Consider the following 22,634-nt stretch of genomic DNA (forward strand, 5'->3'; position numbering starts at 1 on the left):
GACCCCGGCTGTTCCCTATGGCGCCTTACCCTCAGTTCGCGGCCTTCACCTCGATGTAGTTGATGTTCCATTCCTTGCCGACCGACTTGATGCGCAGGCTGTGCGTGCCGGCCGGGATCCGGATCACCGGACTGCTGTAGGTCTTCCAGGTCTGCCAACCACCGGTGTTGGGCACAGCCAGACTGTCCAGCTTGCTCTCGCCCAGCCAGACTTCAAAGCCGGTGCTGCCGTTGGCCGAGGCCAGGCGGTAGTCGATGACAAAGTTGGCCGCGCTGGCCACCGAGACCTTGAACTCGATGAAGCGATCGGGTTCGAAGTGGCCGACATTCTTGCCGCCGCCCACATCGCTGCAGTCCTCCAGCTGGATGCCGGACATGGCGGTGTAGGCCTCGGCCTCGATGCGGGCCGGCAAGACGACCGCCTCGCTGTTGCTGCCGAGCTCATCGCTGCGGTAGCTTTCGTCCTCTGGGTCGGTCGCGGCCACGGTGTAGAAGTAGCGCTGACCGGGCTGGGCTGTGCTGTCGACATAGGCCGGGGTTTTCAAGCCCTCGGCCAGCAGCACCGCCTTGGCGCTGTCGCCGGGCTGGGTGCTGCGGTACACCTTGTAGCCGCTGAGGTCCGCTTCGGCATTGGCCGCCCAGCTCAGGCTGACGCCGGCACTGCTGGTGCTGAGCTTGAGCCCGGTCGGACGTGCGGGCAAGGTGTAGAGCGTGGTGCCCGTGCCGTTCAACTGCTGCAGCAAGCCCGGATGAGGCTCCAAAGCCTGCGTGCCAAAGCTCTTGAACAGGGCTTCGATCTCGGCCAAGGATGCCGTGTTGAAGTCCAGCTTGCCGCTGGGCTCGAGCACATCCTTGCCGTCGACCGGCGGCTGGGCCAGCAGATAGACCTCGGCCCAGCTTTCCACGCTGCCGTTGTCCTTGAACACACCGTTGAAACGGTAGCTCTGGCCGCCTTGCAGGGTCACCGCCTGGTAGACCGCACCATTGATGTCCCCGCTCACGCCGGCAGGCCGGGTGACGCGCAGCACCGCGCCCTCGCCGCCCGTCGGTATTTGGCTGCTGTTGCGGGCGTTGAAGTCCAGGCCCAGGCTGCCGCTGATGTTCAGTGGGGTCCAGCCATTGCTGCTGCCGAACTCACCGTTGCTCAGCATCTCGGCCTTGCTGGCTTCGTTCACCAGGCTGAGCTTGTCATAGCTGACATCGGGCCGGCCATTGCCGGTGGCGCCGGTCTTGACCACCAGGTAGTAGGTCTTGGCGCCGCTGCCGCCGATCTTGATCGTGCCCGGGCTGCGCGCGCAGGCCGTGGCCAGGCTGCTGTTCCAACCGGCGCAGTCCCAGCTGCTGGCCTTGGCCAGCAGGCCCAGGCCGCCGTCCTTGCTGCTGTCCACGGCGTTGGTCACCAAGCCCCAGGTGCCGCGGCCATGGCCGCCCTGCGCGCTGACGATCTTGTAGGACCAACTGGTCGAGGCAAAGCCTTTGGCGGCGTAGCTGTCATACGTGGCACGACCCAGCTTGCCGCCCAGCTCCAGGCCGGCGCCCTGCCAGGGCTGGAACTCACCCATCAACAAAGGCGTCTTGAGCGCCGTGGTCTTCTTGCTCCACTCACAGATGCCGCCCTGCCCTTGCGGGCCGCAGCGCAGCCAATCGCGGTGGATGTCGTAGGCGCTATCGTTCGGCCTGTCTCCGAAGAGGCCGGGATAGGGGTGCAGCTCGAAAGCCACATTGCTCATGCCCTTGGCCGCCGGGTCGCCGTAGACCTCGATATTGCCGTAGTGACTGGGCAGCATGACGATGTGCTTGCTGTCGATCTTGCGGATGGTCTGGTAGAGCTCGGTGACACGTGTGGCCATGTCTTCCGGCGTCGAGCCCCAGGGCTCGTTGAGCGGGTCGTAGGCGGCCACCACCGGCTCGTCCTTGTAGCGGGTGGCGATTTGTTCCCAGAGCCAGCGGGTTCGGTCCTGGTATTCGCTGCTGCTCCAGTACTTGTTCTGGCCCGAGCAGCCGGTGTGGTCATTGGGGGTCTGGCCACCGACGGCACCGTGCAGATCGAGGATCACGTAGACGCCGCGCTTCTTGGCCTCGGCAATCGACCAGTCCAGGTATTTCCAGGCATCGGCGCGCAGGGTCTTGGGCTTTTTTTCATCCTCGATCACGCTCCAGAGAATCGGCAGGCGCACGATGTTGAAGCCGAAGGCCTTGAGCTGATCCCAGTCGCGCTCCTTCATCCAGTTGTCGCGGTAAAGGGCGATCAGGCGCTCTTTCTCGGCATGGCCGAAGCGCTCGCTGAGCTTGGCCTCCAGCGTGCATTGGTCCACCACGCCGGTGGCGCCCTGGTCCATCATCCAGAACTCCTGGACCAGCCAGTTGCCCAGATTGCTGCCCTTGAGTGCGACCGGCGTGCCGCTGGCCTTGACCCATTGCGCGCCTTGGCTGCGCAGCAGGGTCAGCCCCTCTTCCGCCGGCGGCGGCGTCGGGACCGGGGCCGGCGGTGTGCCGCCCGAAGACGAGCCACCACAGGCCGACAAGGCCAGAACGGCCAGCAAGCACCAGGCGGGAATGAAGCCCTGGACTGCGGCGACATGTTTGCGAGCGAAATTCAGTGACATGGGGATCCCAGTTCTCTGTCCAGCGTGCAGCCATCAGAAAGCGCCAGCGCCGGGGTGGCGCTGGCGGGCCGTACACCTGCCGGTTGGCGTCAGAACTTGTAGCTCGCGCCCAGCAAGACTTGGCGGCCGTAGGTCGTGTAGCGCTCGGGCATCAGGTTGTCCGGGTTCTTGGCATTGCCGACGCTGACGCTGGTGCGATAGGGCTCGTCGGTCAGGTTGTTGACCTGCAGCAGCAAACCCAGGCCCTTGAGGCTGCCGGTCTCAAAGCTATAGCCGATCTGCATATCGGTCACCGTCTCCGAGTTGATATTGCTGATCGCCTCGGAGTAGAAGATGCCGCGGGTCTTGGCGCTGTAGTCCGAGCGGTAGCGCTGGCTGATGCGGGCCGAGAAGCCGTGCTTCTCGTAGTAGCCGGTCAGGCTGCGCACCACGCCGGAGAGGCCGTCGATGCCGTTCTTGAAGCCATCGTCATTGAGGTTGCTGCGCGTCTTCGAATAGCTGGCCACCACGCCAAAGCCGTCCAAGATCGGCGTCAGCATCGCCGCTTCCAGCGAAGCGGCCACTTCAAAGCCCGCCACCATGCCGCCGTTGCCGTTTTGCAAGGTGGTCAGGTTGCCGATATTGCTGATCGGCACGACGGGCGGCTTGCCGGTGTTGGGGAAGCCGGTGAAGTCGTACTGCACCGTGCCCGAGCCGATGAAGTTCAGCAGATGCTTGTGGAAGATCGCGTAGGACAGGTAGCTGCGCTTGCCGATGTACTTCTCGAAGGACAAGTCCACCGAGTCCGCCAACCAGGGCTTGAGCGTCGGGTTGCCGCCGCTGCCGTTCCAGGTCTTGGTGGTCGCATCGACGCCGACACCTGTGAAGCCGGCACGCATGTCATTCATGCGCGGGCGGGCGTTGGAACGCGCCAGGCCGAAGCGGACGATGGTGTTGGCGGGCAGCTCCGACACCAGATTCAAACTGGGCAGCATGCGGCCATAGCTGGTGCCGCCGGTGATGGGCACAGCCTTGGAGCCGTCCCAGACAAAGCCGTTCGATTCCTGGCTGGTGCGCACATACTGCAGACCCAGATTGCCGCGCAAGGGCTGGCCGAACAAGCTGGTGTCGATATTGCCCTGCACATAGGCTGTGTTGACCTTCTCGGACACGCCGTAGTGGCGCGCAAAAGTCTGGTCCGCACCGATTTCGGTCTGGGTGTAGAGCGCGTCCTTCACGCCCATCACGTCATAGGACACGATGGCCGGAATGCCGCCGAAGGCCAGCGAGCTGTTGCCCAGCAAGAAACTGGCGGGCACCGCGATCGGCGCGCGACCGTTCTTCAGATTGAGCTGGTACTCCATCATGTCGACGTCTTTGCTGCGCTCGTTGAGGTTCAGCCCCAACTCCACGCTGCTGAAGAAGCCGGTCAAATCGCGTTTGGCCGACAGGCGCAAGGCCTTGATCTCGTCGTTCGACATCGGGTAGTTGCTGCGGCCGTCACGGCCCCAGCCGCCCGGGTCGCTGAGCAGCAGCTTGCTGGCGTCGGCGTAGTTGAACTGGGTGCTGACCTGCGAGATGCCGCTGCCGGTCTGCACATCGATGCCCAGCGAGGTGGTGCCGGGCGCACCGGCGCTCAGCTCCATGAACTGCTCTTGCCGTTTGGCGCGCGAGTAGCTGAGGTCGGCCACGGCCACCCAGTTCTCGCCCAGCTTCCATTTGTTGTTCCAGCCGACGGCGGCGATGTCGTCGTCGCGGGTGTTGTGCTGGCTCAGATGAACCGGCTTCAGATTGCCCACCGTGGCGCTGGTCACGAACTGATCGCCGTTGATCTCGCCCACCTTGACGTTCGAGTACTGCGGCTCGGTGGCCGCATTCCAGGTGGCACCGAGATTCGACATCAGGCCGCGGTAATTGCGCTCCTGCTTGAACTTGCTGTAGTACAGGTCCAGCACGCTGTGGAATTTGTCGTTGGGCTTGTATTCGAGTGCCGCCATCAAGCCGTCCCGCACTTGCTTGGACGCGGTGACGGTGTCTTCGAAACCGTTCAAGGTTGCCACGCCCTTGGGCACGCCAGGCACCTGGTCACCCCAGGGGCCGGTGTCGGCCCACCACCAGGATTTGTAATGGGTCTCTTGCCCCGGCGAATCGAGGTGGGCGAAGCCAATGGCCAGACCGAGGGTGCGGTCGGCAAATTGGTCGATATAGGACGCGCTCAGGCGGTTGCCGCTGGCACCGGGGCCGGGCGTGACCTGGCCGTTGGAGTTGCGTTCAGCGCGGGCGTTCATGACCAGCTGGCGGCCGCCGAAATTGAGCGGGCGCACGGTCTGCATGTCGATGGTGCCGGCCAGGCCCTGGCCGACCAGGCTGGCGTCCGGTGTCTTGTAGACCTTGACGGCGCTGAGCAGCTCGGACGGAAACTGGTCGAACTCCACACCGCGGTTGTCGCTGGTGCTGACCATTTCGCGGCCATTGAGCAAGGTGCCGGCGTAATTGCCCGCCAAGCCCCGCACCTGGATGCCTTGGGCGCGGCCGTCGACGCGCTGCGCCGTCAAGCCAGGCAGGCGCGAGAGCGACTCCGCGATGCTGACGTCGGGCAGCTTGCCGATGTCCTCGGCCGAGATCACCTCGACGATGGAGTCGGCATTGCGCTTGGATGCGACCGAAGCCTCGATGCCGCGGCGGATGCCGCTGACGACCACGGTCTCCAGTTGCTGATTGCTTTCAGCTTTCGTCGCTGCGGGCGCTGTGGCCACCTGCGCCTGCGCGGATTGCGCTGCGATCAGCAAGGTCACGCAAGCGGCGGCGACCGGGCTGATCTGCAAAGCCGAGGTGCGCCGGCACACGCTGCTGTATTGCTTGGGATGGTTCATGTCGGTTTGTCTCCTGTGACTGACCTTGGGCAGGGCTGAGGCAACAGCGATCGGACATTACACTGACCTGTTATGAATCGCTGAAACTGAAACGGATTCTTAACGATGTTAATGTTTCATTAATTCGGTATTAACCCTTGAATTGATGAAATCACCACCCTCCAGCTGCCCGCCGCCATGAACCTCTTGCTTGCCGAAGACGATGCCATCCTGGCCGATGCCCTGACCGTGCAATTGCGGCGCAGCGGCTTCGAGGTGGAACACGCGCCCAATGGCGCGGTGGCCGAGTACCTCCTGCTCAAGAACAGCTACGACATCGCCATCCTCGACCTGGGCCTGCCCATGGTGGACGGCCTGACCGTGCTCAAGCGCCTGCGCGCTGCGCGGCGCGGCCTGCCGGTGCTGGTGCTGACGGCGCTGGACAGCCTCGACGACCGGGTCTCGGGCCTGAACGCCGGCGCCGACGATTACCTGACCAAACCCTTTGACTTCCCGGAGCTGCAAGCGCGTCTGCACGCCCTGCTGCGCCGCGGCCGGCCGCTGGCGGCAGGCCAGGACCTGGCGCAGCTGAATTTCGACCGCGCCGCCCGCCGCGCCAGCGTGCAAGGCGAGACGCTGGAGCTGAGCCCGCGTGAGTGGCTGCTGCTGGACCTGCTGCTGCAAGAGCGCGACCGCGTGGTCACCAAGGAGCAGATCGTGGCCGCTTGGGCGCAGGACCGCGGCGAGAACGGCGGCGGCAATTCGGTCGAGGTCTACATCCACCGCCTGCGCCGCAAGCTGGAAGGCTCGGGACTGCAGATTCGCACCGTGCGCGGCCTGGGCTATCTGCTGGAGGCCGACAGCAGTGCCGGCGGAGCGCCCGCCGCGCCATGAGCACCAGCGCGCGCTCCCTGCACCGCCAGCTCTTCGTCTGGCTCTTGATGCCCCAGGTGGTGCTGTGGCTGGCAGCCGCGCTGTTCACCTACAAGCTGGCCGAGCACTACGCCAACACCACCATCGACGCCAGCCTCTCGCAGACCTCGCGCACCCTGGCGCGCCAGGTCAAACCCCTGGACAACGGCCTGTTCATCGACTTCCCGCGTGCCGCGCAAGACATTCTGGAGGCCGACCCCAGCGACCGAGTGCTCTACACCGTCAGCATGCCGCCGGGCCAGTTCATCCTCGGCAACCGCAATTTGCCGCCGCTGCCGCGCGGCGCCAAGCCGGTCTATGGCGAGCCCTTCTTTTACAACGGCAAGCTGGCGGCCAACGATGAAGGCGGCCCCGGCAGCGCGGCCGACAGCCCGGCCAGCGGCCCCGCCAAGACCGAAGAACCGCAGCGCCTGCGCGTCGCCGCCCTGCTGCTGCGTTATGGCACGCCCGATTCGCCAGGCCAAAGCATGCTGGTCCAGGTGGCCCGCTCCAGCACCAACCGCGAAGCCTTGGCGCGGCAGATCCTGCTCGACACCGTCTTGCCCCTGTCCGCCCTGATGGCCTTGATGACCATGATCGTCTGGGCCGGCGTGCGCACCGGGCTGCGACCTCTGGCGGTCTTGCAGAGCCAGGTCGAAGGCCGCGCCGCCAATGACCTGACGCCCATCAAGATCAACGACGCGCCGCCCGAGGTGCGCTCCTTGGCCCTGGCCATGAACAGCCTGCTGGTCGAGGTCAACCACAATGTGGTGGCGCAAAAGCGCTTCATCAGCGACGCCGCCCACCAACTGCGCACGCCCCTGGCCGGGCTCAAGAGCCAGACCGAGCTGGCCTTGCTGGACGCCCAGGACCCGGCCCTGAAGGCCCGGCTGCAACTGGTGCACAGCAGCGCCACGCGCAGCGCCCATCTGGTCAATCAGTTGCTGAGCCTGGCGCGGGCAGAGCCCGAATCGGCCAGCCAGCAGGCGCGCAGCACCCTGGACCTGCGCCAGCTGGCGCGCGAAGTGACAACCGAGATGGTGCCTCGTGCACTGGCGGCAGGCATCGACCTCGGCTTCGAATCCGGCGAGCCGAGCAGCCCCTGCCCGGTGCGCGGCTTCGAGTCCTTGCTGCGCGAGGCCCTGGTCAATCTGATCGACAACGCCATCCGCTACGCCGGCCGCGGCGCCAGCGTCACGGTGCGCGTCAGCTTGAGCGACGGCCAGGTGCTTCTGGAGGTCGAGGACAACGGCCCGGGTCTGCCCGAGAACGAATGCGAGCATGTGTTCGAACGCTTTGTGCGCGCCACGCACGACGGCACCGGCTGCGGCCTGGGCCTGGCCATCGTGCGCGAAATCGTCGAGCGCCATGCCGGCCGCGTGTCCTTGCGGCCGGTGCAGGCCCAGCCCCCCTTGGGCTGCCTCGCGCGGGTCTGCCTGCCGGCGGCAATTCAGGGATAGCCCGCTCACCGCCGGTGCATTCAGCAGGCAAACTGTTAATTTCATGTTAATAATTAATGGAGGCCAGGGCCGCTGCGTCTTCTCATGTCGCGGCACTTGGCCCCAGATGGGGACCTGCCAATGAAACCGAATCCCGCCCTGGGGCCGAGTCGCCGCCGCAACAGCACCAGCAGGCTGACGGCGGCGGCCCTGCTGCTGAGCACGCTGCTGCAGCCGGGCTTGCTTCGCCAGGCGCAGGCCGGCGATATCGAAGTGCTGCACTGGTGGACCAGTGGCGGCGAAGCGCGCGCCGCTCTGGCGCTCAAGGCCAGCATGCAGGCCAAGGGCCACAGCTGGAAGGATTTCGCCGTGGCCGGCAGCGGCGGCGATTCCGCCATCACCGTGCTGCGCTCGCGCGTGGTCTCAGGCAATGCGCCGGCCGCGGCCCAAATCAAAGGGCCTTCGCTGCAAGCCTGGGCGCGCGAGGGCGTGCTGACCAGCATCAACGAAGTGGCCCGGGCCGAACACTGGGATGAGTTGCTGCCCCAGGTGGTCAGCGATCAGATGAAGTACCGCGGCGATTACATCGCCGTGCCGGTCAATGTGCACCGGGTCAACTGGCTCTGGGTCAACCCGGCCGTGTTTGCCCGCACCGGCGCCAAAGTGCCCAACAGCTGGGACGAGTTCTTCGCCGCGGCCGAGACTCTGAAAAAGGCCGGTGTGATCGCCCTGGCCCATGGCGGCCAGAGCTGGCAAGACCTGACCCTGCTGGAGACCGTGGCCATCGGCGTCGGCGGCGCCGATTTCTACCGCAAGGCCTTTGTGCTGCGCGAGGCGGCCGAGTTGAACGGCCCGACCATGGAGAAGGTGCTGACAACCTACAAGCGCATCAAGCCTTACACCGACCGCAACGCCCCCGGGCGCGACTGGAACCTGGCCACCGCCATGGTCATCAAGGGCGAGGCAGCGATGCAGCTGATGGGCGACTGGGCCAAGGGCGAGTTCCTGGCCGCCGGCAGCCAGCCCGGCAAGGGCTTCATCTGCACGCCGGCGCCGGGCACGGCCAAGAGCTTCATCTACGTGGTCGATTCCTTTGCCATGTTCAAGCTCAAGAACCCCGCCAACAGCGCGGCGCAGAAAGACCTGGCCAGCGCCGTCATGTCGCCCGAGTTTCAGGAGGCCTTCAACCTCAGCAAGGGCAGCATCCCGGTGCGCCTGGGGATGAAGATGGATCGCTTCGACGACTGCGCCAAGGCCTCGGCCCTGGACTTCAACGCCGCCGCCAAATCGGCCTCCTTGCTGCCCTCGATCGCCAACGGCATGGCGGCGCCCTCGGCCATCGAGTGGGCGCTCAAGGATGCGGTGAGCCAGTACTGGAACAGCGACAAGATGAGCGCGGCCGAGGCGATGAAGCGAATGGTCGAGGCGACTCGGGCGAAGTGAACCGCGCTTGGGGCCTGCGACTCAAGGTGCCTTCGCCGACGAGGCGGCCGCCGGGCTGGGTGGCGCGGTCTGGCGTACGGTGATCTGGCGCAACTGACCGCCACCACGCACCGAGCCAGAGGCCTCGCCTTCATGGCGCGCCAGTGCTTCGCAGGCCGGCTTGTCCTCGACGCCGAGGAGTTGGCAGCGCTTCAAGGCGTTGGCCCGCAAGGCCGCGGGGGACTCGCCGTTGTCCAACTCGCCCTTGCGCGCCGCCGCTCGGGCGGCCACCATTTCTTTCAAACAGCTGCGTGGCTCTTGGCCGCTGCTGCCGTCGAGACAGGCGGCGCGCTGCTCTTGCTGCCGCTGGGCCTGTTGATCAACAAGCAGTGGTGCCGCGAAGCAGGCGCCTAGTCCGAGTGCAAGGCCGCAGGCTGCCAGATACCGAGAGCCAGTTGACATGGTTTTCATGGCGTACTCACTCGACATCCTGGACCGGTGGTGGTTGCTTGCGTTCACGCTTTTTGTTGCGATCGATCTCGCTGCCGACGATGGCACCGACGGCCGCGCCACCGACCGTGCCCACGGTGCTCCCGCCCGTCAGCACCGCCCCGCCCACGGCGCCCACACCCGCGCCTACGGCCATATCACGCTCGCGCTGCGACATGCCGGCACAGGCCGCCAGGCTCAGCACCAGCGCCCCTGTCGGCAGCAGGCGCAAGAGCCTGCCCCAGCCGGTTGGAATCTTCCGCATCTTGCGCATGAACATGCTCCAGCTTGAGCGACCCGCTTGGCCGCAGCGCCAGAATGAAGCCGACTCAGTCATTCGTCTGTCTGCAAGCCCACGAAGCAAACGACGGCGCAGCTCAAGATCGCGCCGGGATCAAAGGGCTATTGCCAGCCCTTGCCGCCTCAAGCCTCGCCCGACTCCGGCAGGTGGATCATGCCGGTGTGGAAGTTGTACTCGAACACCTCGCCGTAACGCGCCCATTCCACAGCCACCTTGAGCACGCGCTCGGCCTCGTGGGCCTCCATGCTTTCGCGCAGCAGCTTCAGGAAAGGCTCCTGGCGCAGCTGCCCCTGGGGCTCCTGCTCCAGGCTGTGGCGGATGAAGGCGGCAATGGGCACATGGGCCAGCAGCTGCTGGCCGAAGATCTCGCGCCGGAACTCATGGTCGCCATCGACATAGTGCTGGCCCAGGGGCGTGATCAAAAGGTCGCCGCGCTCCAGCTGCGCCAGGCCCAGGCGGTTCAGGGCGTCGGCCAGCGGCAGCAAGGCTTCGTCGACCAGCTCGCTCTCCTCGGCCAGCTGCGGCAGATCGGCGCGGCCGGAGAAGCGCTCGTCGGCCAGCAGCTCGAGCAGGCTTTCCATATGGCCGACATCGGCGGCCGGCAGGCGGTCGGACAGATGCGGGCGCAAAGGCTCGGCGCTGCCGCTGGGTTTGGCGCCGGCGGTCATCAGGCCATAGACCTCGTCGATCAGCAGTCGCACCTCGGGGCTGTCGGGGTGGCGTGGTCGCGGCAGGCTGATCGGCAGCTCGGCACGGACGCGGCCTGGATTGCTGGAAAAAATCAGCACCCGGTCGGCCATCATCACCGCCTCTTCGATATTGTGCGAGACCACCAGCATGGCTTGCGTGGGCATCTGGCCGCCTTGCCAGAGCGCCAGGATCTCGTTGCGCAGGCGCTCACCGGTCAACACATCCAGGGCCGAGAAGGCCTCGTCCATCAACAGAACAGCCGGCTCGGTGACCAGGGCGCGGGCCAGGCCGACGCGCTGGCGCATGCCGCCCGAGAGCTCGCGCGGCAAGGCACCCTCGAAACCAGCCAGGCCGATCAGGGCAATGGCAGCCTCGGCACGCCGCGCGCGCTCGTCCGCCGCGACACCGCGCGCCTCCAGGCCTAACTCGACATTCTGTTGTACCGTCAGCCAGGGAAACAGCGCAAAGGACTGGAACACCATGGCAATGCCATGGGCCGGGCCGAACAGGGGCAGGCCGCGGTAGTGCACCTCGCCGGCATCGGCCGGGATCAGGCCGGCCATGATGCGCAGCAGGGTCGACTTGCCCGAGCCCGACTGGCCCAGCAAGGCGACGATCTCGCCCTCGTCCAGGCGAAAGTCCACCTGCTCCAGCACCGCACGCGCGCTGCCGTCGGCCGATTTGAAGCTCTTGGCCACCTGCTTCAGTTCGATCAATGGGTTCATGGCAGGACCTGGTTCACGCAGTTTCATGAGATCGGTTCATCGTTCGTCTGGGTCGATCAGGCATGCATGCCCTGCTCGGCTATCCGGTAGAGCCGGCGCCAGACCCAGCGGTTCAAGGCCATCACAAACACGCACATCACGCCGATGCCCAGGGCGATGCGGGGAAAGTCGCCGATGGCCGTCATGTGCTGGATGTAGCTGCCCAGGCCCTGGGCCTGCAAGGTGGTGTCGCCCCAGCTGACGTACTCGGCCACGATGCTGGCGTTCCAGGAGCCACCGCTGGCGGTGATGGCACCGGTCACGAAGCTGGGGAAGATGGCCGGCAGCAAAAAGCGCCGCCACAACATCCAGCCGCGCAGGCCCAGATTGCGTGCCGCATCGCGCAGCTCGGTCGGGATGGTCGAGGCTCCGGCCACCACATTGAAAAGCAGGTACCACTGCGTGCCGAGAATGATCAGAGGCGAGAGCCAGATGTCGGGGTTGAGTTGCCAGTGCACGATCAGCATCACCGCCACCGGAAAGACCAGATTGGACGGGAAGGCCGCCAGAAACTGCGCCAGCGCCTGCACCCGCCCGGCAATGCGCGGGTTGAGACCGATCCACACGCCCACCGGCACCCAGATCAGCGAGGCCACCGCGATCAGCAGCAGCACGCGCAGCAAGGTGTAGCTGCCCAGCACGAAGACATGGCCCACCTCCTGCCAGCCCACCTCGCTGTGGATGAAGCTGATGAGCCGCCACAGGGCCAGCATCACGGCCGCGGCCAGCACGGCGTCGAAGACTCGAGTCCAAAGCGGGTTGGGCTCCGGCGCGCGGGCGCGGATCGAGCTGCCGTCGTAACGGCGGCGGGTCCAGGCAAAGCTGCGCCCCAGGGCCAAGCCCGGCACGCGCCCGACCCGGCGCAGCAGCTCGGTCCGGCGCAGCCAGGTCAGCAGCCAGGAGCTGGGTGCCGTTTCACGGCTGCCTTCTTCAAAGCGGAACTTGTCGGCCCAGGCCAGCAAAGGCCGGAAGAAGAGTTGGTCGTAGAGCAAGATGCCGATCAACATGCCCAGGATGGCCCAGCCGATGGCGGCAAGGTCCTTGGCATCGATGGCCATGGCGATGTAGGAGCCCATGCCGGGAAGCTTGATGTCCTGGTTCGCCACCGAGATGGCTTCCGAAGCCACCACGAAAAACCAGCCGCCCGACATGCTCATCATCATGTTCCACAGCAGCGCGGGCATGGCGTAGGGCAGCTCCAGCCGCCAGAAGCGTTGCCAGGCCGAGAGCTGGAAGATGCGGGCGGCCTCTTGCAACTCGGCCGGCACGGTGCGCAGCGACTGGTAAAGGCTGAAGGCCATATTCCAGGCCTGCGAGGTGAAGATGGCAAAGATGGCCGCGCACTCCACGCCCAGAAGGCTGCCCGGAAACAGGGCGATGAAGCCGGTCACCGTGATGGACAGAAAGCCCAGGATGGGAATGGACTGCAGGATGTCCAGCAGCGGCACCAGGATTTTTTCCGCCGTGCGGAACTTGGCTGCCAGGGCCGCAAACACGCAGGCAAACAGCACCGAAAAGCCCAGGGCCACAAACATGCGCAGCGTGGTACGCAGCAGGTAGTAAGGCAGCGCGGCCGGGTCCAGGCTGATCGGCAAGCTCTCGCCCAGATGGAAGGGCTGCACCATCTGGCTGGCAGCCAAGGCCAGCAGGCTCAGCAGGGCCAGCACCAAGGGCAGCAAGGCCCAATCCCAGCGATTGCCGGCGGCCTGATCCACCACCAGGCGAGGGAAGAAACGCTTGTCGCTCATGGCAAGGTGGCTAAGAGGGCCGGTATGGGGCTCTGCGGGCGCCTTGTTCAAGGCCCGTTGTCGCAAGGCGCGGCAGTGGTTGGCCGCAAACAGCGGCCGAGGGCGGAGTGTAGGCCGTCGTGATGACGCCCCTCAGCTTTCAAGCCGGGTTGCGCGGCCTGCGCCCACATGGCGCGGCAAACGCTGCCGCAGAGGGCAATTGCCCATGGCTGGGCTGTGCAGCTGTCGCTATCCTCGCCCGGCACTTCACCCAAGTCCACCATGAGCACACCCACTGCCACTCCTTCGTTTCTGAGCCCCGCCACCGCGGGCAAGACCTGCCCCTCCGCCCTGCGCACCTGCGCCCTGGCCGCCGCCCTGCTGGGCGCCGTGCACAGCGGCGTCGCCCAAACAGCCCCGGCTGCAGAGAAAGCGGCCGACAAGAAGACCTGGAATGTCAACCAGCCACCCGGCACCGGCCGCCAGGTGCAGATCGACACGCGCAGCGGCACCTGGATGAGCGTGGACGTGAGCCCGGACGGCAAGCAGCTGGTCTTCGACCTGCTCGGAGACCTCTACCTGCTGCCCATCGCGGGCGGCGAGGCCAAGCCCTTGACCCATTCCATCGCCTGGGAGCAGCAAGCGCGCTTCTCGCCCGATGGCCGCCAGATCGCCTTCCAGAGCGACGCCGGCGGCGGCGACAACATCTGGGTGATGAATGCCGACGGCAGCGGCGCCCGCGCTGTCACCAAGGAAGACTACCGCCTCCTCAACAACCCGGTCTGGCACCCGAACGGCAAGTACATCGCCGCGCGCAAGCACTACACCGGCACCCGCTCAGCCGGCTCGGGCGAGATCTGGCTCTTCCATGTGGACGGCGCCGCAGCCGGCAACAAGGGCGTGCAGCTGAACGAGAAGCCCAACTGGCAGAAAGACCTGGGCGAGCCCGCGCTTTCGCCCGACGGCAAATACCTCTACTACTCGCAAGACACCACGCCGGGCCGCAGCTTCGAGTACAACAAAAACTCCAACGGCGAGATCTTCAAGATCTTCCGCCAGGACCTCAGCGACGGCACGGTCGAGGCCTTTGTGCAAGGCGCCGGCGGCGCCATCCGCCCCACCCCCTCGCCCGATGGCAAGTACCTGGCCTTTGTGCGCCGCGTGCGCAACCAGAGCACGCTCTTCCTCAAGGACCTGAGCAGCGGCCGCGAGTTCACCGCCTGGGGCCAGCTCGAGCGTGATCTGCAGGAGAGCTGGTCCATCAACGGCGTCTACCCGGCCTTTGCCTGGACGCCGGACGCCAAACAGATCGTTGTCTGGGCCCAGGGCAAGCTCTGGCGTGTCGACCCCTTCAAGAGCACGGCCGTCGAGATTCCCTTCCATGTGAAAGACCAGCGCGAAGTGCGCGAGGCCTTGCGCGTGCCGCAGGAGGTGGCGCCCGATCAGTTCGCCGTCAAGCAGCTGCGCTGGGTCAACACCTCGCCCGATGGCAAGTCGGTCGTCTACTCGGCCCTGGGCCATCTGTACCTCAAGGACCTGCGCTCGGACGCAGCGCCGCGCCGCCTGACCCAGCAGCAAGGCGAGGCGTTTGAGTTCTTCCCCAGCTTCTCGCGCGACGGCCGCGAGCTGGTCTATGTGAGCTGGAACGACGACAAGCTCGGCAGCGTGCGCAAGCTGGACCTGGCCAGCGGCCGCGAGACCGTGATCACCAAGGCGCCGGGTAAATACCTCGCGCCGCGCTTCTCACCCGATGGCAAGCAGATCGCCTACGTCAAGGCCAGAGGCGGCTACCTGACCACGCCCTGGCATGGTCTGGAAAACGGCGTCTACGTCGCCTCGGCGGATGGACGTGGCGAGCCGCAGCGCATCAGCAAGGACGGTGACAGCCCGCAGTTCGGCGCCCGCAACGACGCGGTGTATGTGAGCCGCTCCAGCATGAGCAACGAGGTCGATTCGCGTCGCTCGCTCTGGCGCATCGAGCTCAAGGACCGCAGCGAAACCGAGGTCGCGCGCAGCGAGTACGTCAGCGAATACAGCCTCTCGCCCGATGGTCAGTGGCTGGGCTTTGTCGAGCGCAGCCATGCTTATGTGACGCCGCTGCCGCAGGCGGGCAAGACCATCACCGTGGGGCCCAAGATGGACGCACTGCCGGTGCGCCAGTTCGACGTGGTCGCCGGCGAGAACATGCAGTGGAGCGGCGACAGCCAGCAGCTCTGGTTCAGCCATGGCGACGAGCTCTTCAGCGCCCGCCTGGCCGAGGCCTTCCCGCCCGCGGCCGTGGATGCCGATGGCAAGCCGGTGGCCAGCGCCTTCAAGCCCGAAACGGTGCAGCAGGCCGGCCGCAAGATCGGCTTCAGCCAGGCCAGCGACAAGCCCTCCGGCCGCATCGCCATCAGCGGCGCCCGCATCGCCACCATGAAGGGCGACGAGGTGATCGAAGACGGCGTGATCGTCGTGCAGGGCAACCGCATTGCCGCCATTGGCCGCGCCGATCAGGTGCAGATCCCGGCCGACGCCAAACGCCTGGACGCGCGCGGCAAGACCATCATCCCCGGCCTGATCGATGCCCACTGGCACGGTGGCATGGGCGAGAGCGAAATCATCCCGCAGCAAAGCTGGATCAACTACGCCTCCCTGGCCTTTGGCCTGACCACCATCCACGACCCATCCAACCGCAACGGCGACATCTTCACGCAAGCCGAAATGCAGCGTGCCGGCCTGGTAACCGGCCCACGCATCTACTCGACCGGTTCCATCCTCTACGGCGCCAAGGGCAGCATCAATGCCCCGGTCAACAGCCTCGACGATGCGCTCAGCCACCTCAAGCGCCAGAAGGCCGCCGGCGCCATCAGCGTCAAGAGCTACCAGCAGCCGCGCCGCGAGCAACGCCAGCAGGTGATCGAGGCCGCACGCCAGACCGGCATGATGGTGGTGCCCGAGGGCGGCTCGCTGTTCCAGCTGAACATGAGCATGATCGTCGACGGCCACACCGGCATCGAACACGCCCTGCCGGTGGCCGAGGTCTACGACGACGTCAAGCAGCTCTGGACGCAGACGCAAGTCGGCTACACGCCCACGCTGAACGTCGCCTACGGCGGCCTGGACGGCGAGCATTACTGGTACTCGCGCACCGAGGTCTGGAAACACCCGCTGCTGAGCAAGTACGTGCCGCGCGCGGTGTTGGAGTCGCGCAGCGTTCGCCGTGAGACCGCGCCCGAGGAAGACTTCAACGTCATCCGCGTCGCCCGCACCGCCACCGAGCTGCAGCGCGGCGGCGTCAAGGCCAATATCGGCGCCCACGGCCAGCGCGAGGGCCTGGGCGCCCATTGGGAGATGTGGATGTTCGGCCTGGGCGGCATGAGCTCGCTGGAAGCCATCCGCACCGCCACGGCCAACCCGGCGCATTACCTGGGCCTGGACAAGGACCTGGGCTCGCTGGAGGTGGGCAAGCTGGCTGATTTGGTCATCATCGACGGCGATGTGCTCAAGGACATCCGCCAGAGCGACCGCATCAGCCATGTGATGCAGAACGGCCGGGTCTTCGAGGTCGGCAGCATGAACGAGGTGCTGCCGCGCCAAAAGGCCCGCAAGCCCTTCTTCTTCGACGGCGCCGACGGCCGCAGCATGCCGGTGGACGGACACAGCCATGGTCATGGGCATGGGGAGGATTGAGGGGGCGTGAATCGTGAATCGTGAATCGTGAATCGTGAATCGTGAACGGGTGAACGGGTGAACGGGTGACTCGGGGGTGCGCGGCGCAGGACGGGACAGTTCAACGGTGAACTAAAGTTGAACTTTAGTTCATAGAAGGACTTATACTGCCGCTGCGGTTTGATGCGGAACTGAGATCTCTCCGTCGCGACCCGCTCGCCGTCCCATCAGGTCCGCTTTGAGTTTGTCCTCAGGAGTTCGCCATGGCCGCCCTTGCTTCCGAACTGCACCCGCAAGCCCCCGCTGCCCAGCCGGGCTTGCAAACCCCGGCCGCCGCCGGAGCGGCCTTGCGCACCTTCTTTCGCATCGCCCAAGCCTGGGGTCTGAGCAACGAGGAACAGCAGCGCCTGCTCGGTTGCGGCCGCACCACCTTCTACGACTGGAAGGCCGGCCGCATCAAGAGCGGCCTGGACGCGGCCACGCTCGAGCGCCTGTCCCATGTCTTCGGCATCTATGCCGGTCTGCAGATCCTCCTGCCCATTCCCGAGCGGGCCGACGCCTGGATCAAGAAGGCCAATAGCGCACCGCTGTTCGGTGGCGCCAGCGCCCTCGCCCGCATGCTGGGCGGCCAGGTCTCGGACCTGTTCGTGGTCCGCCAATACCTGGACGCCCAACGAGGCGGCTGGGCTTGAGCAAAGTACCCTTGTCCTCGGACGACATCAGCACCACGCCGCTGCACTGGCCCGATTCCTGCCGCCTCTTGCCCAGCCGCTATCCGCCCGTGCTGCTGTTTGATGCGGTGGCCGATCCGGCCGATCTGGAGGTGGTCTTCGCCATCGAATCGCTGGGCAACCCGCGCCTGCGCGAACTGGCCGGCGAGCTGAGCTTGGTGCCGCAGGCTCAGCGCCTCAGCGGCCCGGGCAGCAGCCCCATCATGGCCGCCTTCACCCATCTGAACCCGGAAGGCAGCCGCTTTTCTGACGGCAGCTACGGCGTCTATTACGCTGCCCGAGAGCTGGACACGGCCGTGGCCGAGGTCAGCCACCACCGCGCCTTGTTCCTGGCCCGCACGAGCGAGCCGGCCATTGACGTGGACCTGCGCTGCTACCGGGTCAGCATCGCCGCCGATCTTCATGAGCTGCGCGGCGCCCGCACTCCTGAGCTGCTGGCGCTGCTGGACCCGCAGTCCTATACCCACTCGCGCCCCTTCGCCGCCGCCCTGCGCGCCGCCGGCAGCGCCGGCCTGGTCTACGACAGCGTGCGCCACGCAGGCGGCCAGTGCGTCGCCCTCTTCAATCCGCAGGCCACCCGCCCCCCGGCCCGCCAGGGCGAGCATGTGACCCTGCGCTGGAACGGCGAGCGCATCAGCGAGTGGTACCTGAAATCCGAGCTGCACCAGCTCTGAATCGCTCCGCCCATGCCGCCCATGCCGGCGCTTTGACGGTCTGTCGAATCCCGAGGGCGTCCGCCCAGCGGTCTGCCTAGACTCGCGGTCATCACCAGCCAACACCCAGACAAAAAAGGCCGATTCATGCTGAGCATTCAAAACGTGGTCAAACGCTATGGCGCCCTGAAAGCCGTGGACGATCTCAGCCTCGAACTCAAGCCCGGCGTGCTGGGCCTGATCGGCCACAACGGCGCCGGCAAAAGCAGCCTGATGCAGATGATCGCCACGCTCAGCAAGCCCAGCAGCGGCCGCATCTTGCTGGACGGCCAGGACATCGTCGCCAAGCCCGATCTCATGCGCCGCCGCCTGGGCTATCTGCCGCAGGACTTTGGCGTCTATGCGCAGCTCAGCGCGCTCGAGTTTTTGCAGTACTTCGCCGCACTCAAGGGCGTGCGCGACCCGGCTCGCATCCAGCGCCTGCTGGAGCTGGTCAATCTGGCCCCGCATGCCAAGCGCCAGGCGGCCAGCTTTTCGGGCGGCATGCGCCAGCGCCTGGGCATCGCCCAAGCCTTGCTGAACGACCCCGATGTGCTGATCGTCGACGAGCCGACCGCCGGCCTGGACCCCGAGGAGCGCCTGCGCTTTCGCCAGCTGCTCAGCGAGATCGGTTTTTCCAAGCTGGTGATCGTCTCCACCCACATCGTCTCGGACGTGGAGAACATGGCCGGCCATCTGGCCATCATGCGCCAGGGCCGCTTGATCGCTTTCGAGTCGCCGGCTGAGCTGCTGGAGCGCGCCCGGCCGCGCGTCTGGAGCGCCGATCTGGCCCCGGCCGACTACGAAGCGCTGCGTGGCCAGGTCCATGTGCTGCAGAGCCAGCGCCTGGGCGAGCAGATCCGTCTGCGCATGGCCGCCGATCAGCAGCCCTGCAGCGCAGCGCGGCTCAGCGAGCCGAGCCTGGAAGAAGCGCTGATGGCCTTGCGCTACGCCCAGCAAGACAGCCCGGCCGCAACCCTGGGCCTGGCGGCATGAAGGCCGCGCTGCAAGCGATGGTGCAGAACGAGCTGCGCCTGCGCAGCCGTCGCATCAGTTCCCTGCTGGTTCTGCTGGCGGCCGTGGGCTTGGCCTGGCTGATGGTGGCCGACCCGCGCAGCGGTGTGGCCATGATGGTGGTGGGCCGGGCCCGCATGGTTTACGACAGCGCCACCCTGGCCTTCGGCAGCGCGACGCTGACCGGCATGCTGCTGGGCCTGGCCGGCTTCTACCTCTCACGCGGCCGCTGCCAGGAAGACTTGCGCAGCGGCTGCGCCCAGGTGCTGGGCGCAACGCCCATGTCCAGCAGCCTGCTGCTGCTGGCGCGCTGGCTGGGCGCCCTGCTGTTTCTGGTGATCCTGACACTCGGCATGATGCTGACCGTCTGGGTGCTGCAGTGGACCCGCGGCGAAGGCCCCGTCCAGCCCTTGGTCTATCTGCAAACCTATACCCTGTTGCTGCTGCCGGTGCTGGTCTTCAGTGCCAGTCTGGCCGTGCTCTGCGATGCCTGGGCGCCGCTGATGGGCAAGCGCGGCGACCTGCTGTTCTTCGGCTTCTGGATGGCCCAGTTCGCCGTCCTGCCCTTGACCCTGGGCCAGGGCCTACACACGCTGAACCCGCTGTTCGCGCTCGACATCTCGGGCATGTCCAGCAGCTTGATTCAGCTCTGCGCCACGCTGAACACCGAGCACATCTCGGTCGGCGGCGGCCCCTTCGATGCGGCCCTGCCGATGTTGAGCTTCCCAGCCGACTACTGGTCGAGCCAGCTGACGGCTCTGCGCCTGGCCGCCGTCGGCGTCGCCACCCTGCCCCTGCTGCCGGCGCTGTGGCTGTTCCACCGCTATGACCCGGACCTGGTGCGCGCCCGGCCCGTGGCACAGCGCGGTTTCTGGGCCGGCCTGCTGGCCCGTCTGCTCGCGCCGCTGACTCGGGCCTGTGCCCGCCTGCTGCCGCTCAGCGCCAGCCTGCCGGGCCTGGCCGGCCAGGTGCTGGCCGATGCACTGCTGAGCCTGATCCTCAGCCCCCTGGCTTTGCTGCTGCTGCCCGCCGCCTGGCTGGCGGGCCTGCTGCTGCCGACGGCGCAACTGCCGGCTCTGCTGATCGCCGGCTGTGCGGTCTGGGGCGTGCTGATCAGCGACCTGCCCGCGCGCGACGCGCAGTCAGGCTGCAGCGAGCTGCAGGCCGCCCTGCCCGGTGGCGCCCGGCTGCGCTACTGGCGCCAGGGCCTGGCCAGCCTTTTGCTGGGCCTGCTGTTCTGCGCGCCGGCCTTGCTGCGCTGGCTGGACCCCATGGCCACGGCGGCGCTGCTGGCCGGCCTGCTGCTCTTGAGCACCTGCGCCAGCCTATTGGGCCAGGCCACCCAGGGCGGGCGCAGTTTTCTGATGCTGTTCCTGAGCTGGCTGTACCTGGCCACCCAGATGCCCGATGTCCGCGCACTCGACCTGCTGGGCTTCAACCGCGCCGCCACGCCGCTGAGCAGCAGCCTGGTGCTGGTGGCCGCCGCCGGCCTGGCGCTGCTGGGAATGGCCCTGCAGCAGCGCCGCAGTTGCTGAAATAGCCGCCGCAATAGCCGCAGAACTAGCAGGAAAAGCCGGCCGTCCACGGCGCCTGGGCACCGCCGGCGCGGCCGACAATGACCGCATCCACAGCATCGACGCCAGCATGCGCATCCTGATCACCGGCAATATGGGCTATATCGGACCGGTGCTGGTCCGTCATCTGCGTCGGGTCCTGCCTGCCGCTGAGCTGATCGCTTACGACAGCGGCTTCTTTGCTCATGTGCTGAGCGCCACGTCCGCCCTACCGGAATGCCGGCTCGATGCCCAGTACTTTGGCGATGTGCGCGAGCTGCCCGATGCGCTGCTGCGCGGCGTCGACGCCGTGGTTGCACTGGCCGCGGTGTCCAACGACCCCATGGGTTCGCGCTTCGAAGCGGTCACCGACGCCATCAACCACCGGGCCGTGGCCGACCTGGCCGGCCGCGCGCGCGCTGCTGGTGTGCGCCGCTTCGTCTTCGCCTCCAGCTGCAGCCTCTACGGTGCAGCCGAAGGCGGGCCACGCCGCGAGGGCGACGCGCTGAACCCGCTGACCGCTTACGCCCGCTCCAAGCTGGCCAGCGAACAGGCCCTGGCGGCCCTGGCCCGACCCGGCGACAGCTTCACCGCCCTGCGTTTCGCCACTGCCTGCGGCATGTCCGAGCGCCTGCGCCTGGACCTGGTGCTCAATGACTTCGTCGCCTGCGCTGTGAGCCGGGGCGAGATCAGCGTGCTCAGCGACGGCAGCCCCTGGCGGCCGCTGATCGAGGTGCGCGATATGGCCCGGGCGATCGAATGGGCGCTGCTGCGGCCGGTCGACGAGGCTCAGCCCTTTCTGGCCATCAACACCGGTGCCAGCGACTGGAACTACCAGGTGCGCGATCTGGCCGCCGCCGTGCAGCGCGCCCTGCCCGGCACGGCCCTGCACATCAACACCGAAGCACCGCCCGACCGGCGCAGCTACCGGGTGGATTTCTCGCTCTTCCAGCGCCTGGCGCCGGCACACCAGCCGCAGATCACGCTGGACGCGGCCATCGCCGGCTTGATCGAAGGCCTGCGTGCCATGCGCTTCGGCGATGCCGACTTCCGCAGCTCCAGCTTCATGCGCCTGAAGGTGCTGGAACAGCACATCAGCAGCGGCGCGCTCGATGAATCGCTGCGCTGGCAGAAGGTGGCCGCCGCATGAGCCCAGATCCCGATCGCCTGGCCGCCTTCGTCTGCCGCCAGCTCGAGAACTTCTACCCCGACGGCCTGGACAGCCGCGCCGTGGTGCAGGCCGCCATGCCCGCGGCTCTGGACCGGGTGCGCCACTGCGTCGGCCAAGTGATCGCCTGGCCGCAGGGCTTCGACCCGGTGATGTCGGGCCAGTACGCGAGCTTTTTGTACTTCCTGTCCAATGAGGTCGGCGTGACGTTGAAAGACGGCGTCACCGCCACCCGCCTCTTTCTGCTCAACAAGGCCTTGCACGGCCTGGAGCTGTTCTACGACGTGGCCCTGCCCGAGGTCTTTCTGATCGGCCACACGCCGGGCCTGGTCTTCGCCAAGGCCAGCTTCGGCAGCCATCTGGTTTTCCACCAAGGCTGCACCATCGGCCACAAGCTGGACGGCCACCGCCCGCACTTCGAGGGCCACACGGTGATGTTCCCGGGCTCCATGGTGATCGGCCATTGCCGCATACGAGCCAACACGGTGATTGCCCCCGGTGTCGTGCTGGTCGATTGCGACACGCCCGGCGACTGCTATGTGCTGGCCGGGCCCGGCGGCCCGCGCAAGCCCATCTTCAAGGCGCTGAAGGCCGGCGCCGCGCCGTTCTGGCAGCGCTACTTTCACGCCTGAGGCAAAGGCCCTC

At 66.6% G+C, this 22,634-nt stretch carries 16 protein-coding genes; 10 read left to right on the forward strand and 6 right to left on the reverse strand.

Annotated elements, in window-relative coordinates; genetic code table 11:
• Positions 1 to 31: 31 nt before the first annotated feature.
• Positions 32 to 2,605: a cellulase family glycosylhydrolase gene (locus LNV23_RS13350; protein WP_263563421.1), complete on the reverse strand. Its 2,574-nt coding sequence runs from the start codon at positions 2,603 to 2,605 to the stop codon at positions 32 to 34.
• An 89-nt stretch (positions 2,606 to 2,694) separates the two neighbouring features.
• Positions 2,695 to 5,457, reverse strand: a complete 2,763-nt coding sequence (locus LNV23_RS13355) for a TonB-dependent receptor (protein WP_263563422.1) — start codon at positions 5,455 to 5,457, stop codon at positions 2,695 to 2,697.
• Positions 5,458 to 5,634: 177 nt separating this feature from the next.
• Here LNV23_RS13355 and LNV23_RS13360 point away from each other — a divergent pair, with 177 nt between their 5' ends.
• From LNV23_RS13360 to LNV23_RS13370, 3 genes are all read left to right on the forward strand, one after another.
• On the forward strand, positions 5,635 to 6,330 hold the full coding sequence (locus tag LNV23_RS13360) for a response regulator transcription factor (protein WP_263563423.1): 696 nt from the start codon (positions 5,635 to 5,637) through the stop codon (positions 6,328 to 6,330).
• Positions 6,327 to 7,808: a sensor histidine kinase gene (locus tag LNV23_RS13365; RefSeq protein ID WP_263563424.1), complete on the forward strand. Its 1,482-nt coding sequence runs from the start codon at positions 6,327 to 6,329 to the stop codon at positions 7,806 to 7,808. The genes LNV23_RS13360 and LNV23_RS13365 overlap by 4 nt, the downstream gene beginning before the upstream one ends.
• A gap of 120 nt (positions 7,809 to 7,928) precedes the next feature.
• The gene (locus tag LNV23_RS13370) at positions 7,929 to 9,230 is read left to right on the forward strand and encodes an ABC transporter substrate-binding protein (RefSeq protein ID WP_263563425.1); all 1,302 of its coding nucleotides are present in this window, start codon (positions 7,929 to 7,931) and stop codon (positions 9,228 to 9,230) included.
• Positions 9,231 to 9,251: 21 nt separating this feature from the next.
• Here the strand turns inward: LNV23_RS13370 and LNV23_RS13375 are convergent, their stop codons facing one another.
• The 4 genes from LNV23_RS13375 to LNV23_RS13390 form a co-directional block, all read right to left on the reverse strand.
• Complete coding sequence (locus tag LNV23_RS13375; RefSeq protein WP_263563426.1) at positions 9,252 to 9,680, reverse strand: hypothetical protein; 429 nt, start codon at positions 9,678 to 9,680, stop codon at positions 9,252 to 9,254.
• A 7-nt stretch (positions 9,681 to 9,687) separates the two neighbouring features.
• The gene (locus tag LNV23_RS13380) at positions 9,688 to 9,972 is read right to left on the reverse strand and encodes a YMGG-like glycine zipper-containing protein (protein ID WP_263563427.1); all 285 of its coding nucleotides are present in this window, start codon (positions 9,970 to 9,972) and stop codon (positions 9,688 to 9,690) included.
• Between the two features lie 149 nt (positions 9,973 to 10,121).
• On the reverse strand, positions 10,122 to 11,414 hold the full coding sequence (locus LNV23_RS13385) for an ABC transporter ATP-binding protein (protein WP_263563428.1): 1,293 nt from the start codon (positions 11,412 to 11,414) through the stop codon (positions 10,122 to 10,124).
• A gap of 56 nt (positions 11,415 to 11,470) precedes the next feature.
• Positions 11,471 to 13,201 carry an ABC transporter permease gene (locus LNV23_RS13390; RefSeq protein WP_263563429.1) on the reverse strand — a complete coding sequence of 577 codons (1,731 nt, stop codon included), beginning with the start codon at positions 13,199 to 13,201 and terminating at the stop codon, positions 11,471 to 11,473.
• A gap of 261 nt (positions 13,202 to 13,462) precedes the next feature.
• On the opposite strand from LNV23_RS13390, the gene LNV23_RS13395 reads away from it, so the two are divergent.
• From LNV23_RS13395 to LNV23_RS13425, 7 genes are all read left to right on the forward strand, one after another.
• Entirely contained in the window at positions 13,463 to 16,852 is a 3,390-nt protein-coding gene (locus tag LNV23_RS13395) for an amidohydrolase family protein (RefSeq protein WP_263563430.1), read from the forward strand.
• 242 nt (positions 16,853 to 17,094) lie between these two features.
• Positions 17,095 to 17,523 (forward strand): antitoxin Xre-like helix-turn-helix domain-containing protein, encoded by a 429-nt coding sequence (locus LNV23_RS13400; protein ID WP_263563431.1) that lies wholly within the window; start codon positions 17,095 to 17,097, stop codon positions 17,521 to 17,523.
• Positions 17,520 to 18,236 (forward strand): RES family NAD+ phosphorylase, encoded by a 717-nt coding sequence (locus LNV23_RS13405; RefSeq protein WP_263563432.1) that lies wholly within the window; start codon positions 17,520 to 17,522, stop codon positions 18,234 to 18,236. The genes LNV23_RS13400 and LNV23_RS13405 overlap by 4 nt, the downstream gene beginning before the upstream one ends.
• Before the next feature lie 126 nt (positions 18,237 to 18,362).
• Positions 18,363 to 19,250, forward strand: coding sequence for an ABC transporter ATP-binding protein (locus tag LNV23_RS13410; RefSeq protein ID WP_263517265.1), 888 nt, complete (start codon positions 18,363 to 18,365; stop codon positions 19,248 to 19,250).
• Positions 19,247 to 20,803: a hypothetical protein gene (locus tag LNV23_RS13415; RefSeq protein ID WP_263563433.1), complete on the forward strand. Its 1,557-nt coding sequence runs from the start codon at positions 19,247 to 19,249 to the stop codon at positions 20,801 to 20,803. The genes LNV23_RS13410 and LNV23_RS13415 overlap by 4 nt, the downstream gene beginning before the upstream one ends.
• A gap of 109 nt (positions 20,804 to 20,912) precedes the next feature.
• Complete coding sequence (locus LNV23_RS13420) at positions 20,913 to 21,971, forward strand: NAD-dependent epimerase/dehydratase family protein (RefSeq protein ID WP_263563434.1); 1,059 nt, start codon at positions 20,913 to 20,915, stop codon at positions 21,969 to 21,971.
• The gene (locus tag LNV23_RS13425) at positions 21,968 to 22,621 is read left to right on the forward strand and encodes an LbetaH domain-containing protein (protein ID WP_263563435.1); all 654 of its coding nucleotides are present in this window, start codon (positions 21,968 to 21,970) and stop codon (positions 22,619 to 22,621) included. Before LNV23_RS13420 ends, LNV23_RS13425 begins: the two co-directional genes overlap by 4 nt.
• The last annotated feature ends 13 nt before the right edge of the window (positions 22,622 to 22,634 follow it).

The sequence above is a fragment of the Kinneretia sp. DJ1R-11 genome, from assembly GCF_025717595.1.
GTDB lineage: Bacteria > Pseudomonadota > Gammaproteobacteria > Burkholderiales > Burkholderiaceae_C > Paucibacter_A.

Bases quoted from the DNA above. Each gene is read 5' to 3' on its own strand.
- LNV23_RS13350 (WP_263563421.1), bottom strand. From the start codon at position 2,605: ATGTCACTGAATTTCGCTCGCAAACATGTCGCCGCAGTCCAGGGCTTC.
- LNV23_RS13365 (WP_263563424.1), top strand. From the start codon at position 6,327: ATGAGCACCAGCGCGCGCTCCCTGCACCGCCAGCTCTTCGTCTGGCTC.
- LNV23_RS13415 (WP_263563433.1), top strand. From the start codon at position 19,247: ATGAAGGCCGCGCTGCAAGCGATGGTGCAGAACGAGCTGCGCCTGCGC.
- LNV23_RS13425 (WP_263563435.1), top strand. From the start codon at position 21,968: ATGAGCCCAGATCCCGATCGCCTGGCCGCCTTCGTCTGCCGCCAGCTC.
- LNV23_RS13375 (WP_263563426.1), bottom strand. From the start codon at position 9,680: ATGAAAACCATGTCAACTGGCTCTCGGTATCTGGCAGCCTGCGGCCTT.
- LNV23_RS13385 (WP_263563428.1), bottom strand. From the start codon at position 11,414: ATGAACCCATTGATCGAACTGAAGCAGGTGGCCAAGAGCTTCAAATCG.
- LNV23_RS13370 (WP_263563425.1), top strand. From the start codon at position 7,929: ATGAAACCGAATCCCGCCCTGGGGCCGAGTCGCCGCCGCAACAGCACC.
- LNV23_RS13420 (WP_263563434.1), top strand. From the start codon at position 20,913: ATGCGCATCCTGATCACCGGCAATATGGGCTATATCGGACCGGTGCTG.
- LNV23_RS13360 (WP_263563423.1), top strand. From the start codon at position 5,635: ATGAACCTCTTGCTTGCCGAAGACGATGCCATCCTGGCCGATGCCCTG.
- LNV23_RS13400 (WP_263563431.1), top strand. From the start codon at position 17,095: ATGGCCGCCCTTGCTTCCGAACTGCACCCGCAAGCCCCCGCTGCCCAG.
- LNV23_RS13395 (WP_263563430.1), top strand. From the start codon at position 13,463: ATGAGCACACCCACTGCCACTCCTTCGTTTCTGAGCCCCGCCACCGCG.
- LNV23_RS13355 (WP_263563422.1), bottom strand. From the start codon at position 5,457: ATGAACCATCCCAAGCAATACAGCAGCGTGTGCCGGCGCACCTCGGCT.
- LNV23_RS13380 (WP_263563427.1), bottom strand. From the start codon at position 9,972: ATGCGCAAGATGCGGAAGATTCCAACCGGCTGGGGCAGGCTCTTGCGC.
- LNV23_RS13390 (WP_263563429.1), bottom strand. From the start codon at position 13,201: ATGAGCGACAAGCGTTTCTTCCCTCGCCTGGTGGTGGATCAGGCCGCC.
- LNV23_RS13410 (WP_263517265.1), top strand. From the start codon at position 18,363: ATGCTGAGCATTCAAAACGTGGTCAAACGCTATGGCGCCCTGAAAGCC.